Annotated in this window: 8 protein-coding genes; 2 read left to right on the forward strand and 6 right to left on the reverse strand. The window is 41.1% G+C overall.

The genetic code is table 11. From position 1 onward, the window contains the following. Window positions 1-59: 59 nt before the first annotated feature. Window positions 60-2681, reverse strand: a complete 2622-nt coding sequence (locus H5182_RS02335) for a TonB-dependent receptor (RefSeq protein WP_182730910.1) — start codon at window positions 2679-2681, stop codon at window positions 60-62. Window positions 2682-2820: 139 nt separating this feature from the next. Here H5182_RS02335 and H5182_RS02340 point away from each other — a divergent pair, with 139 nt between their 5' ends. Then, window positions 2821-4992, forward strand: coding sequence for a winged helix-turn-helix domain-containing protein (locus H5182_RS02340; protein WP_182734023.1), 2172 nt, complete (start codon window positions 2821-2823; stop codon window positions 4990-4992). Here the strand turns inward: H5182_RS02340 and H5182_RS02345 are convergent. The 5 genes from H5182_RS02345 to H5182_RS02365 form a co-directional block, all read right to left on the reverse strand. After that, window positions 4973-6292, reverse strand: a complete 1320-nt coding sequence (locus H5182_RS02345) for a TonB family protein (protein WP_145234275.1) — start codon at window positions 6290-6292, stop codon at window positions 4973-4975. The two genes, H5182_RS02340 and H5182_RS02345, sit on opposite strands and share 20 nt — an antisense overlap. Before the next feature lie 319 nt (window positions 6293-6611). Beyond that, entirely contained in the window at window positions 6612-9170 is a 2559-nt protein-coding gene (locus H5182_RS02350) for a TonB-dependent receptor (protein WP_145234273.1), read from the reverse strand. An 800-nt stretch (window positions 9171-9970) separates the two neighbouring features. Continuing rightward, complete coding sequence (locus H5182_RS02355; protein ID WP_149980016.1) at window positions 9971-11197, reverse strand: threonine/serine exporter ThrE family protein; 1227 nt, start codon at window positions 11195-11197, stop codon at window positions 9971-9973. A 117-nt stretch (window positions 11198-11314) separates the two neighbouring features. Continuing rightward, window positions 11315-12535, reverse strand: a complete 1221-nt coding sequence (locus H5182_RS02360) for a glycosyltransferase (RefSeq protein ID WP_182734026.1) — start codon at window positions 12533-12535, stop codon at window positions 11315-11317. Further along, on the reverse strand, window positions 12532-13539 hold the full coding sequence (locus H5182_RS02365) for a LacI family DNA-binding transcriptional regulator (RefSeq protein WP_145234263.1): 1008 nt from the start codon (window positions 13537-13539) through the stop codon (window positions 12532-12534). Before H5182_RS02365 ends, H5182_RS02360 begins: the two co-directional genes overlap by 4 nt. 174 nt (window positions 13540-13713) lie before the next feature. On the opposite strand from H5182_RS02365, the gene H5182_RS02370 reads away from it, so the two are divergent. After that, window positions 13714-16067, forward strand: a 2354-nt coding sequence (locus tag H5182_RS02370; RefSeq protein ID WP_404936209.1) for a S9 family peptidase, incomplete at its 3' end; no start/stop codon positions are given.

The following is a 16067-nucleotide window of genomic DNA, read 5'->3' on the forward strand; positions in this document are numbered from 1 at the left end:
ATTATAACAAGGTGTACCTTAAATGCTAAAATATGCGATTAATAGGCAAACATTGTCGGCTAATGGCTGTAGCGCACACCAACATAAAAGCGACGGCCATTTTGATAAATGCCCGTTGGCGCATATTCATTACGCTCATAAAGGTAAGTGATCTCATCGGTGAGGTTTATCGCTTCAATAACAAAATCAAGGCTATCAGATATTTTAAAAGTGACGCTACCATCAAGTTGGCCAAAATCATCCATCATAGTCTCTCCCACACCCGTGGCAAAATGTGTGCGATAGTTATACGCCAAGCGTGAGCTTAGCCAATCATTTTCATAATAACTGGTTAGATTAATAGTGTGTTTTGAGGTGCCGGGTACATAATCGTCGCGCGCTGATGTGCTATCTGTTCGGTCGCCATCAACAAACGTATAGTTGGTGATCAAGCCAAAACCATAGATAAGCTCTTGTTGATAGCCAATCTCAACACCGCGAATAGTACCACCACTGCCATTGATTGGTCTGTCAATGGTCATTTCAATGCCTTCATGTTGTTCAATGGTACGTTTAAATTCAACAAATGATTCGACATCTTTATTAAATAACGCCACAGAAAGGAGGGCTGCATCATTAAAATACCACTCAACGCTTAAATCAAATTGATTGGCTCGATAGGGGTCTAAGTCAGGATTGCCTCCTTGACCCTGTGCTTGAGTGACATTGTAATTAGTTGAAGGCATTAAATGATTATACTGAGGACGTGACATTACGCGTGCGGCGCTGATACGGGCGATCAGGTTCTCATTCAAATCAATACTGATATTGGCGCTGGGTAATATATCGACATAATTTTTATTATGTTGCTGCCATGCAAAACTTTCTTGTTGTTCAACCGGTGAACCAATACGTTTATAAGCACCAGCGTCTTGCCTAGTATTTACAAGCCTTACGCCAAGGTTAGCACGGTAGTCATCACCATCTAGCATCAATTTAACATAACCTGCGGTGGTGCGTTCTTGAATATCAAATCTGCTAGCTTTTTCTTGTTGTTTTATAAAGTCGATAGTTTGGAAGTCTTTTGATAACGCACTAATATTGGCGAAGCTATAATTTCTGAGGGTATATTGATCACCAATATCGGACAAAAAGCCATGGGGAAAACTAGCAGGGTAATCCGCTAACGTCCAATCAAGCTGTTGAGCTATACCATCAAATGCGCCATTGAATGAACGGTAACGAATAAAATCGCGTTGATGGTCGCGGTATTTTGCACCTACTTTAATCGCGCTGATGATAGAATGATCAACTGCGCGTTCAAAATCACCTTGTAAATAGAGCTCTTGATCATTGGAATCTTGGCTGTCGTTACGTGCTTCTGTCAGTTGCCAAGCCTGTGCATCAAGGGGAGAAACATCATAATTGGCAATAATATTTTTACGCTCAGTGGTGTTTACGCTAAAAGCAGTATTGGCGGAAAATTGCGATGTGTGATCTTGCTTAGAGCCACCACCGCCTTTGGTAAAACCAATTTGGTATTGGTTCTGCCAAAGGTGTGCTTGTTGACTGACAATTAAATGCACACTGCTGGTATTTATTTCAGATTCTCGCCAAATAGCTTCCATTGCAGTACTAAAAGGCAGGTTTTGTGCATTTTGCTCAGGCACTTGTGAATAGCGGGCGTAAGTTAATGTGTTATCACTTATACGAGCATCACTGATATGGCCACCTCTGGCAAACACGCTACTGGGTTGCCATAAAAAGTTTTGGTTACTGTTATCGGCATTAAGTACTGAATACAAGGTATTAAGTTGAATATTCCAATCTAAGTTTGGTTGATATTCAAAATTCGCAGTTGCACTAGTCAAAATACGTTGTTGCTGGAAAATAGCTGAGCCACCTCCGCCAGGTGTCCAAATATTTTTTATATCTGCGGTGTTATCGTCACTTGCTGTGAGCGTACCATCTGTATTTTGTTGGAAGTTTTGCTCATGCCAACCCCAAGATTCAAGACCATCACGACGCAATGAACGTTGATTACGCGTGAAAGTTATCAGAGCACCAAAATTTTTATCTGGATTAGTCCAGTTATAAAATGCAGCCAGTTGTGGGTCAAACTCGCCAGATAAATCATTGTATTGTATTTGTGCGTTGGCAACAAAATGATTACGTTCGGTATGCAATGGACGCTGAGTTTTTATATTGACAGAGCCACCGAGTGACCCCTCGTTATGGTCTGCTTGCGGGGTTTTATAAACTTCAAGCGAAGATACTAAATCAGCAGGTAATAATGTGTAGTTAAAACCTCGGTTTGGCTGAGTTGAGATCCACCAATCGGCCGAGGCAATGGCTTGGCCATTCAAAAAAGTACGATTTTGCTCAGGTGTTGTGCCCCTGACACCGACACGCTCACCTTCACCTTGTGCACGCGATAGTGAAATTCCGGTAATACGTTGCAATGCTTCGGCAACATTTTTATCTGGGAACTTACCAATATCTTGTGCACTAATTGCTTCTATGATTGATTGGCTATCACGTTTATCTTGCAGTGTTTTGATAGCGCTGTCATGAAAGCCCCTAATTTGAATTGTTTCTAATTTTTTTTCGTCGCTGGTAACAGGGGGATTTGCCATACTCATAAATGAGCAGAGTGTGAAGAGAATCGTCATGTTAACAAAATTGACTGCTTTTATCGGCATATTCGACCCAGTTGAAGCGACATTAAAAATTATGCTGCAGCTAAGTACTTATAAGATAAGTGCTTAGCTGCGGGCTATGTTATGATTTACTGTACTTGCTTATAATACGCCTTCTTGGCTTATTTAACCATAGATTAACGTGTGTAAAAAACGAACTATGCCAACACCCGAGCTAAAACAGTTATTACTTAATGATGTACTCGTTGACTTTACTGCCTTAAAAGTGAAAGTGGCAGGGCGTTGGTGCGCGGTTGAAGCAAAGCAATTGATGTTGCTAAAATTATTACTTGAGCATCAAGGCCAAGCGGTTCCTCGTGATATAATTATGGATAAGATTTGGCCAGAAGTGGTGGTCAGTGATAACTCGGTGAGCCAGCTGGTCACCCAACTGCGTAAAAGTTTAAAGGATGATAAAAACACCGCGCTCTTTATTAGAACTGTCCCGCGAGTTGGCTATCAATTAATAGCACAAGTAAGCGATGCCCCGACATTATTAGACAAAGTCACACCAGCAACGCCACGTACATCCGTTTTATTTATTACGCTTGGATTAATTTTTGGCACCATCATTACACTTATTAGTCAGTATTTACTTGCACCTAAAGCGCCGAGTTTAAATTATGAGTATCAATCACGGATCACCTCAGCTCCTGGTGCAGAAGTATTTTTACGTTATTCCCCAAATGGTAGATATTTAGCGTTTAGCCAGTCAAACGAGCAGCAAAGTCAGTTTGATTTGGCGGTTTATGATCAACAAAGTAAAACTGTCCACAGTATTAAAAACTCAGGTTATTCTGAAGAAGCGCCAGTATGGTCTCCGGATGGTAAATGGCTGGCATATTTTAGATATGATCCACTGAGCTGCGATATTCGGGTGATCCCTGTATCTAACGCAATTGAAACGTGGCGTTTGAGTCCCGAGTTTAAATTGACCCGCTGCCAACAACGCCACGGCCCAACCAAACTACATTGGGTTGATGAGAATACGATTTATACCACTCATTGGCAGGATGAGCAGCCACGGCTAGTAAAATATACCTTAGCATTTACACCTACGCCAACTTTATTAGAGCAGCAAATCGTAGGGGATTTTAAACCAATCACTTTTGATATTAACAAGCATAATAAAATGCTGTTACTGGAAAAAGATCAAGGCTGGTTTAGCGTTAGTGAAGTTGATTTAACACAATCACTTAAGCGTACTGAAATAAAGCGCAGTCGTCATAGTCATGCGCCGTTATTATTTGACAGTGAAGACAATTATTATTGGCTCGGGGATGATGCATTACGCCGTTATGACTATCAAGGTAATGAACAACTAGTTCACCAACCGCTAGGCTTTGTTGCCGATTTAGCGGTTAACCCGCAAACAGGCGATATTGCCCATGCTGAAGGACAAGCGCGCGTTAATTTGTATCAAATTGAACTCGATTTTACTCAGGATTTGCCTCAGATCCGTAATGCTGTACAACTGTCATCGTCGGCACGAATGGATATTTTACCTGCGGTATCCCCCGACGGGCAGCAAAGCGCGTTTATTTCATTACAGCGCAGAGGGATCACGGGCTTTACTCATATAGAAGTATGGCTTAAGCATAAACAACGTAAAACCGCGAACTTGATCGCTACTCTGCCCAGTGATATTACGCCAAAATACCTGCTTTTTTCTCCTAATGGTGACAACGTATTATTGGCTGACGAGCAACAAAATGTGTATTTGATCAATACTTTTTCGCGGCGCTTAGTACCAATAATTTCGGGTTTTGAGCAGCTTAATGCAGTGCATTGGTCGCCAGATAGTCACAGTATTTATTATCAAGTTAAAAAGCAGCAAAGCACGAATGAACAGGCACAATGGCAAGATTGGCGTTATGATATTCAGCAGATGAGTAACTCATTGGTTGCTGATAGCGTTAAGTTTGAAACCTTAGACGAAGAACATCCATTGTGGCAACTTAATAGCTCGTATTTAGAACATGATTTACACGTGCGAACTTATCTATCAGCGGTGTTAGAGCAGCAATTACCATTAGCGCAATTATTGCCATCACTTGAGTTATTTAAGCCTGCGGTATTTAAACATGGTATTTATTATGTACTCCGTCAAGGGCATCAATTATTGCTGTATTGTTATTTAACAGAGCAAAAGCGTAATGTGTTTATAAAAGAGCTTGGTGTTTATGGTTACGACATTGATATTAATTTAAATATCAGTAGTTCAACAGACGGGCGTCAAGTGGTATTTAGTCAAGTGGATGGCATTGAAACTGATATTCTATTACACAAAGCAGTTAAGGTAGTGTCGCCATAAATTGTTTGATTCGGCTTTGATCCCAGTTACGAGCATTCGCTTCTTTTAGAGCACTATTAGCCAGTTTTTTAGCGTGTTGCGGTTTATTACTAGCAGCTTGAATTCGCGCTTTTAGTAATAATAATTGTGGGTGTTCACTATCATCTATCAGTGCTGAATTTAATGCGGCAGTTACTTGTTGGGCGGGCTTTTTTAACTCAAAAAGCAATAAGGCGAGATCGCGTTTGGCACTAAACAAGCCTTGCTCTGCTGCAGCTTTTAACCATTTTAAGGCCTTATTCGGCGCATAATCCACATATTGGCTATTGAGTAACTCTCGGCCTAAACGGTATTGCGCATTAGCAAAGCCACTTTGTGCTGCGAGCACAATCCAATTCAATCCTTTTTCACGATCAACTTTACCGTACTCGCCGCGAAGCATATTTGCGCCAATACGATACTGCGAATTAGCATAGCCATTGACAGCTGAACGCAGTAGTAATTCACTGTTAGCATTTGCTTGTTGCCAGTGATATTTCAATAATCTAGTTGCGTTGTAGTCGTCAGAACTTAGCCAATTGGCAATATAATATTGCACTAAGGCGTTACCTTGTTCGGCGGCATCAATTAAGTCTGAAATTTTTTCATTGTATTCACGTTGTTGGCTTTTGAAGCTTTGTTCATACTGTTTACCTTTATAGGTCGTAAAGTGATACAGTAGAGAACGGTTGTAATAGGGCAATGTTTGGCTATCACCTTGATATTTCCAACGTTTAACTGCGTTGATAATGGCTTTATCAAAGGTTTTTTCAGGGTATGAATCAATTAAGGAAACATCTGTTACTGCGCCGCTTTTATCAATATCAAACTCTAACCAGACCCAGCCTTCGATACCATTTTTATAGGCATGTTCTGGGTATTTTGGCTCTACAGTATAGCTACGTTGTGGACTCGCATGAGGGGCTGGACTGGCGTTTAATTCTGGCCGTAATTGTCGGTCATACCACTGAAAGCTGAGTTGTTTTAGCAGTGCATTATAGGCATCATCAAGAGGTTGTTGATTGTTACTCTGTCTGGCTATCAGCATTGCAGTATCGCGTGCATCAAGTAAGCCAAAATCTGCCGCTAAACTAAACCAGGCATAGGCTTGGGCTTTATTTTTTTCAACCCCTTGGCCATGTAAATGCATAACAGCAATATTGTAAATTGCATCGGCATTACCCAAATAGGCTAATTGTTGGAATTCGCGCTTCGCATCGTTGAAGTTTCCCTGATGGTAATCGAGAGTTGCACTCAGTAAGTCAGCTTTAGTCTGGAACACAAAAAATAGGCAAAGCAATACAATTAAGAATTTGTAACGACAAAATCTTGTTGTTTGTTTATTGTAATGACTAACTGTGCTTTCTGACACGTATTATGCTTCGCCGATGTTGATCGAGTAACTTTTTTACCTATTGATTGTACTTGTTTTGTTTATTATTACTAGCGCCTTTGTGCTACTAATAATGGTAATTTCCTAAGCATGAAAAAAAGCAGGCAGTCAAATGACTACCTGCTTTAAACCCCTGGGCATAGGGGCGATGCCGTCCTTGGCGAGAGTCGAATACCTGTGTTAGCTTGGAGTTCGACAAAAATGGATATTAAAAGTTAAAACGTACTCCGGCTACAAAACGACGACCATCCGCGTAAACACCGGTCAGTGCTTGTTGCACACCTTTTTCTTGATAGCTAAAGGTATGCTCGTCTGTTAAATTAATTGCCTCTAACACAAGCGCTAGATTATCGTTTACGTTATAGGTAAAGTTCGCATCCACCTGACCATAATCATCAACATAACCATGGCCTTGGCCTGAGTTGTAACCAGTACGGAAGTTATATGAAATACGGGTACTAAAGGTTTCTGTTTCATAGTAAGTACTTAAATTGACTGTGTGTTCAGAGTTACCTGGAATAATCGTATCATTGCCATCTGCATCTTTTGCTTCACCATCGACAAATGTGTAGTTAGCATTTAAGCCAAAACCATCAAGGATTTCTTGTTGATAACCAAGTTCAAGACCTTGGATACGACCCGATCGACCGTTAGTCGGGCGGTTTACTAAGATCTCAACACCTTCATGTATTTCAAGATTTGGTGAAACATCTAAGAAAGATTGAATATCTTTGTAAAATACAACAGCTGAGAATAAACCTGCGTCACTGAAATACCATTCAACCCCAGTATCAAACTGGGTTGCACGATATGGGTCTATATCAGGGTTACCACCGCTGCCTGTCTGTGTTTCGAGGTTATAAGAGGTTGAAGGAGTCATTGATGCATAATCTGGACGCGACATAACACGTGCTGCACTGAAGCGCAGTAGTACATCGTCATCTAAATCAATTGCTAAATTGATGCTCGGTAAAATATCAAAATAGTCACGGTCATCATTGGTCCATACTTCCGAGCCACTTTCACCTACATAGGCTGCCGTTGATTGCTGAGTTTGCACCAAACGAACACCTAAGTTACCGCGCATACCTTCAACATCTATATCTGCTTTGATATAACCTGCGGTAATTTTTTCTTCAACTTCAAAGGTACTCGCTTTGAGTACACGGTAGTTCCAATCAAGAGCATCACCTTCACGGCGAACTTTATCTGAGTCGGTGATTGCGTAATTACTCAGTGTACCGTCAGAGCCTAGGCCTGATAAATAATCTGATGGCATTGATAGCGAATAGTCTGCTAAGTTCCAGCCCAAATCGGTGCGGTTATCAGTGGTGTGTTTAGTATTAAAACGTGAATGGTCTCGGTACTTTAAGCCAAACTTAACTTTACTAAAGACAGCGATGTCAATTGGGCGCGTAAAATCAACTTGTAGGTAAGTTTCATCATCCTTGGCATTATTATTATCGTAACGTAAAAAACCTAGATCCCAGTTTTTACCATCAGCTGGATCTGCACCATAGCTAGTACGCACATCTTCTACATTTGAGGTGTCGAAACTATGTATATAGTTACCTTCCCAACCAACACTGCGATCAGCTTGCGAGCCGCCGCTGCCTTCGGTATATCCAACATGTACACTGGTCAACCATAAATCACCTTGGTAATCCGCTTTTAAATCGTATGACTTAGTGTTGATTTCAGAGTTACGTACTTTGGTCTCATCAAGAATATTATTAGCCGTCGGTGATAACCCTAAAGTCCCGCCAACGAGCATAGTACCAACTTGATCATTTTCTATTAATGTGACATCAGTGTATTGTGAGCCACCGTAACCAGGCAGCCAAAGAAAGTTTTGATTTTCATTATTTGCTTCAAGGGTCGAATCAAGGGCATTGAAGGTTAAATCTAATTGCTCAGTAGGTCGATACTGCACAGCTAAATTGATACCGGTACGGATACGCTCTTGTAAAAACATGGCAGAACCACCACCGCCTGGGCTGTATACGTCTTTGTACTCAGTACCATCTTCTAAGGTGATATCACGTTTTGCCCAGCTCCATGATTCAATACCATCACGGCGCAAATTACGCTGTTGGCGAACCAATGAAATAAGTGCACCGAAGGTTTCGTCTTCAGTTTTAAAGTTGTACATTGCAGAGAGTTGTGGGTCGGTTTCGCCTGAAATTTCACTGTATTGAGCAAGTACTGAGCCGGCAAATTTATTCGCTTCTAAATCAAGCGGCTTACGAGTTCGTACTATAACAGTTCCACCTATAGAACCTTCATCGATGTCGGCTTCAGGTGATTTATAAACTTCTAATCCAGATACAACTTCAGAGGGCAGCATCGTGTAGTTAAAACCACGGCTTGCGGCAGAGTTTGTCCACCAATCGGCAGAGCCAACAGCTTGGCCATTCAATAATGTGCGGTTTTGGCTCTCGCTCGTACCACGAATACTAACACGTTCTCCTTCACCAAAGTTACGGCTAATTGATACGCCAGTTATGCGTTGCAGTGATTCTGCAACATTTTGATCGGGGAATTTACCGATATCTTCCGCAGTTACTGCATCGACTATGGCATTTGAATAGCGTTTAGTATTTAGCGATTTAACAACGCTGCCACGAATACCACGAACTTGGATTACTTCAACTTCATCTGTGCTTTTAAGCTCGGCGCCGTGGGCTACCATAGGTAAGCTCAATGCCGATGTAATAAGTGATGCGCTAACTGCTAAATATAGCTTATTTATTTTTACTTTTAACATCCTCGATTCCCCTTGAATCAAAACTTTATTTTGTTGTATCAGATTGTGTATATGTTATTCGTACCTATGTATTCACTTTTAAGATCCGAATTGCATTTAAGACGCTGTCTACAAACTTAAGCTGGCAACTAAGGGAGATTAGTTTATGGCTACCTTTATTTGTAAAAGTAACCTGTACCAGCTTTGTTTGTGCCTCTATTAAACGCCTTTTTAAAAATAGAGTCTTGAATTTGGATGAATAGTTGTGAAAGTGACAAAATTGAAAATAAAATGATGCAGTTTGCTTTTTAATTTATTTATATCAATAGTTTAAATTTATTATTTATTTTTGTTTTTTAATAAATTAAGTTTACTCAATCTATTTTTTGATTTTAATTTTTACAATTCACAACTAGTGGATTAAAAAATGAAAGGAAAAAGGTAATTGAACAAGATTATTGGCATTAGTACACCCGACGTTTATTTAGAACGTTTAATTACGAGCGTATTTTTGTGGCTAAAAATGAGTGGGAAAATTATAAAGATTGATGCAGGACGGATCTGATTATCTTAGATTTATTGAAAGTGCTTATACCAATCGTGTTAAGTTACTGACCATTTAGCTCGCTAGAATGGTTAAATATTTAAGTCGATTGGTATTATAACCCTTTAAGGTTTGATACTTAAGAAGAGTTGATCGCAGAGTTTTTTAGCAACTCATTAACGGCGAGTTAAGATTTCACGATAGGGAAGTAACTAAGAGCAATAGGTTCACGTTTACTTTTAAATTAAGCGCCTAGCAGGCTAGACACTTAATTGCTTTATAAACTCTTTTTCGGTGGGAGTGCAACGTTGGCAAAGATTAATCCAGCCACCAATGACATAAATATTAGGAAGGTTTGTTGGCCGATGTGCTCAGCATACACAAAGTCTTGCCCTTCAATTAATGAGTTTAGACCTATGTAAGTTTTGCTACCTGGAACTAATACAATCAAGCCTTGCATGGCAACAATTGAGGCAGGAGCGTTTGCTACGCGGTTAAATAGGTTACTAAATACACCCACCGCAAATGCACCTACAAATGTTCCTAAGGTGTAATCTAAATACATCGCAGAGCCAATACTGCTGCCATAAGCGATAAAGCCAGAGGCGATAGACCATGTAGCATGTTTTAGTTTGGTTCTAAAAATAACGATTAAGCTGCTACAGAGTAAAAAGATTGCCAACCAAGCCGTCCATTTAGGTAAAGGGTCAGGTTGTACGAAATCGGCTTGGCCGAATAGTGCAAAACCAATCGCAATGCCGATGAAGGCACCAAAATACAGTTTAAACAACAGCATAAAAGCATCCATCACACGCGCTGTACCAGAAACTAAATGCCGCGCTGCAAGTTCTGCTAGGCCCAGTGCTAATGCAAGCCCGGGTATAAACACAATAATCGCAGACAATACCACTAAACGAATATTAATCCCGACGTCTAAATGCACGCTTACAGCGCAGGCCAAAATAGCCGAGACTATCGCCACTAATGGCTCTAACATATGGCCTACGCGTTTTGAACGCGCTGACCACAGTACAAATAAGTAAACGACAGAGGTAAGTAGCGCTGACCAAAATACGTCATTCCAGCTGGTGCCCATCAGCATTGCAAATGCGCCGCCAGAGGTAGCAAAGGCAACCCCTGTGGTAAAGCGATTATACGGATTTGGCATAATAAAAATGGCGTCGAGTTGAACGTCAACTTCTTGTAGCGTGAGTTCGCCATTGAGCATTTTATTAACCAGATCATCGGTATCGGCTAACGACCCTAAATCGTGATCACCAGGATCAACACGGGCAACGTGAGTATATTCATCTTCATGGCCATCTGTCCAAATCACAAAAGTTACGGAAGTGGGTGACATTACAAATGAAGATTTAAGATCAAGGTAAGTAGCCACTTCCATTAAGTGAGCTTCGAGTCGATAAGCTGGGGTACCATACTTATGAAGCATCTTACCCAGTTTAACGATAAATTTGCGCTTTTCTGTAAACGTTGCGGTTTTCAAATTTGTATTGAGCCAAAATTTAAATTATTCAGTTAAAAAATATAGACAATACATCTAAATTTGCCTACCTAGTTTGGCGGGAATTTTAAACACTAATCACCGCCTGTCTAGTTTTTTTTATTTGTTTTTAGCTTCAATCCACTGTGCCATATATTGAGTGCTGCGCATTGTGTGATGTTTGAGCATTTGGCCTGTGAAATTTGCTTCGCGGTGAGCTTGCAATTGCTCTTTAATTGATTGAATTTTAATGATTAAATTATTAGATAAAAGCTGTTTGTCGTAGTGCGTTTTTAATATCGTATTACCGGCTGTTTGTGCCTGCGTAAATAAACTTTTATTTTGATACAGTGCCACAGCGGCATCGGCAAATTGCTGTGGCTCATTTTCAACCACACCACTCCAAGGTAAATCATGGTGCATGCCCTCACTACCAATTGTCGTTGTAACACTGGGTGTTTGCATGATCATCGCCTCTAACAGCTTTCCTTTAATGCCAGCACCAAAACGCAGCGGTGAGATACACACACGCGCACTTTCCATTACTTGATAAGCATCAGTGGCCCAACCTTTAATTAAAAAGCCAGTTTTAGGGTTATTGAGTGCCGTGGCTTTTGGTGGTGGGTAAGAGCCATAAATATGTAACTCAGCCTGCGGTAATTGTTTACGGATCAGCGGCCAAATTTGCTGTAAGTACAACACTGCATCCCAGTTTGGGGCGTGGCGAAAATTACCTATGGTCATAAAGTGTTGGCGTTGCTCAAACGATTTAGTTTGTTCAGGGAGTGAGCTTAAATCGACCATAAAAGGCAGATGATGCAATAAGTTACTGTCGACTTTAAATACATCAGCAAGTAATTGCATTTCAAAACTTGAGATAATCAAACTTAAATCACAGCGTAAAATAGCGGCTATTTCTCGTTTGGCGATGTCAGAATGTAAATCACTATGATTAAATGCTCGGTTGCCTTTATGCGCTTCATGGCGGGCATTGCGTAAGCATTGTAAATCTTCAGTATCAAGGATTTTTACTGCGTTAGGGCAATGTTTATCTACTCGCCAGCCAAATTGTTCTTCCATCATAAAACGGTCAAACATGACGATATCAGGGGCGTAGTTGATAACATATTCATCAAAACTTGCACAATTAAGGGCAATAGTTGCGCTGCTGATCCCGTAGTCATCCAGATTAACCATATGCTCGGTTTTTTGTGCGGGACTGGCAAATTCAACCGCCCAATTTTCATTTTTAAACGCTTTTAATAGCGACATCATATGAGTGCCGGCCGCTGATGAATTTGGTTCTGGCCATACATAGCCAATTACTAAGACTTTTTTCATTGACTTGAAGCTCTTACTTGCAGATGAACATCGACTAAAGTGCGCACCGCAGGGGTGCCTTGATTAAGTAATTCTTGCAGTACTTGGCAAGTATGTTTACCAATATCGTCTGCATTTATGGTGACGCTGCTTAATGATGGAGACATTAAACATGAATCAGCTAAATCATCAAAACCGACTACTTTTATATCTTTACCGGGGATCAAACCATGTTGGCGAATGGCTTCGACGACACCGTATGCAATAACATCATTAAAACAAATAATCGCTTTAGTCGCAGGGTATTGCGCATACAACGTAGCAAAGGCATCGCGCCCGCCTTGACGGTTCGTGGCGGCGGTGATCGTTGGTTTGTCTTGATGGATATTAAATTGCTTTAGGGCACTGTGAAAACCACTTAAACGTTCATGATGATCAGAAATATCATTAGTTCCACCTATAAAAGCAATATCCTCAATACCTTGTTGTAAAATATGGCTAGTGGCTAGATGAGTGCCTTTTTTATTGTCCGGTAATATTGTCGGGGCGGCACAAAAAGGCACTTCGCGCATAATGTGAATGACCGGGAAACCACTATTGATCAGTTCATCAACCCACTGCTGGGTAGTTCCCGGGGCAGGGCACATGATAAATGCGGCAACATTATATTCTTTGAGTGTTTTAACAACTTGTGTTTGGCGCTCCACACTTTCGGCGGTGTTCACTAACATCGGCAGCATGCCAAGGGTATGAATATGGTTTTCAAGTCCTACCGCTATTTGCGCAGAGTAAGGGTTAGTTAAGTCATTAATAACTAACGCCACTAAATTAGAGCGGCGACTTCTCAGTGCTGCCGCATCTCTATTATATACATAGCCAAGCTTATCAATGGCATGCAATACTTTTTCTTTGCTTTTATCACTGACTTTGTCACTGTGTGTAAGCACTAACGACACCGTTGACTTAGAAACTTGTGCTTCTCTGGCAACGTCAAAAATAGTTATTTTATCGGTTTTTTTTTTCATTTTAATGTATGCGTCAGCAATTGCTTGAACGAAGGATCCAGTTTAACGCAGTTTGAGCTAATAAGTCATCTATCGGCGTTATTGAAGGTAGAATCGTAAAAACTTTATGAATGTTGCAAAACATGTTTATATACAGGAATTAATAAAAAATACCAAGGATACACTATGAAAAGCATGCTGCTTTTATTCGCCCTCTTATTGAGTGTTGGCTTTAGTCATTTTAGCCATGGCGCGCAGGGGTATCAAACCCCATCAAGTGATTTAGCCGCGCTGGTTGATGCTAAATTAGCACCGAGTAGCTACCTATCTGCTGATGGTCAATGGTTAGCGCTGTTTGAGCGAAAACGTATTGAAACATTAGATGATTTAGCAAAAGAAGAATTGAAATTGGCGGGTATAAAGTTAAACCCGGCAAACTTTTCACGCTCACGTCCTCGCACTAAATTTAGTGCGTTACAAGTTAAACATATTGCGACTGGCGCTGTGATTACCGTTAATAATTTACCTCAAGGGGTGATCCGCTCACCTAAATGGTCAAGTAATAGCGAATATTTAGCGTTTATTGTTGAGCAACCAACTCAGGCGCAATTGTGGGTGTATAACGCCGAAACTAAACAAGCACGTCAGTTGTCAACTGTGGCTCTTAATTCAGTGCTAACAGCTACCCCTTATCAATGGTTACCAGATAGCACGGCAATTGTTGCTAACCAAGCGGTTAACCTTGGCAAGCCGAAATTAGTTAGTGATGCAAATAGCGTTGTGCCGGTTATTCAACAAAGTAGCGGTCAAAAAGCGCCAGCACGGACTTACCAAAATTTATTAACCAGCCCGTTTGATGAGTTGCAGTTTAAGTTTTACGGCCAAGGTCAATTAACTTATATTCCTCTGAGCGGTGTTGCGTTATCGATTGGCAAACCAGCATTATTTAAATCATTTTCGATCTCGCCTGATTCAACCAATATTTTAGTAGCCACTATCGACGAACCATTTTCGTATCAAGTACCCTATAGCCGCTTTGCGACAACGTGGCAGGTGCTTGGCATGCGTGGTTATACGTTAGCGCAATTGTCTAAACAGCCACTGGCCGACAACATTCCACAAGGTTATGACAGTGTGCGAACGGGTCGTCGTGATTTTCAGTGGCGTGATGACCAAGGTGCTGAGATCATTTGGGCAGAGGCGCAAGATGGCGGCGATATGAAAACCGATGTGCCGTATCATGATCATCTATATAGTTTACGCTCACCTTTTAAACGTGAACCAAAACTATTTGCTAAACTAGAACGACGTTTTTCAGGTATTGAGTGGGCGAATGAAAACGTTGCGTTTTTAACCGAGTGGCGTTTTAGTGATCGCCAGTTACGTACCTATGTGATCCAACCACGCGATGCGGATAATAACCGCGTATTGTTTTCACAGCGCAGCTATAACGATGCTTATAAAGATCCGGGCGACGCTATTTATGAGCGAAATGATCTCGGTGTAAACGTTATTAAAGTGGTTGGTGGACGTTATATATTTTTGCGCGGTGATGGTGCGTCAGAGCAAGGGAATGTGCCATTTTTAGATCAGTACGACATTAAGACCAATACAACCAAACGTTTATGGCAATCAAAAGCGCCATATTACGAGCGAGTTCGTGCCATGCTTGATGATGAAGGTGAGCGATTAATTACTATTCGTGAATCTAAGACCGAACAACCTAACTTCTTTATTCGCGATTTAGATGCCGACACTCTGACTCAGCTCACTACCTTTGAGCATCCATACCCGGCGTTTAAAGGGGTGACTAAAGAACTTGTGCGTTACCAACGTGATGACGGTGTTGAACTCTCTGGTACGCTATATTTACCTCCAGGTTACGATAAAACGCAAGGTCCATTACCTGTATTAATGTGGGCATACCCACTGGAATATAAAGATAAAGCAGTTGCATCGCAAGTACGTGAATCGCCGTACGAATTTACCTACATAGGTTATTGGGGGCCAATGCCTTACCTCGCAAAAGGTATTGCTGTATTTGATGATCCGAAGATGCCAATCGTCGGTGTTGATGGTAAAGAGCCAAATGATTTATTTAGAAAGCAGTTAGTTGCAAGTGCCAAAGCTGCGGTAGATGTGCTGGTCGAAAAAGGCATTGCAGATAAAGATAAAATCGCCATTGCAGGCCACTCATATGGCGCCTTTATGGTAGCAAACTTATTAGCTCACAGTGATTTATTCAAAACCGGTATTGCCCGCAGTGGCGCCTATAACAGGACCTTGACACCGTTTGGGTTTCAAGGAGAAGAACGTGATTTTTGGCAAGCACAGGATGTATACGCCAATATGTCACCGTTTTTTCATGCTGAAAAAATTAACGAGCCGATGTTAATGATCCACGGCCAAGAAGACCCGAATTCTGGCACCTTCCCAATGCAAAGCGAGCGTATGTACGCTGCGCTAAAAGGTTTAGGTAAAGAAGCGCGTTTAGTGATGTTACCTTACGAAGCTCACGGCTACCGTGCTCGCAAGAGTTTACTGCATGT

The organism is Pseudoalteromonas sp. SG44-17 (assembly GCF_014164235.1).
GTDB lineage: Bacteria > Pseudomonadota > Gammaproteobacteria > Enterobacterales > Alteromonadaceae > Pseudoalteromonas > Pseudoalteromonas rhizosphaerae.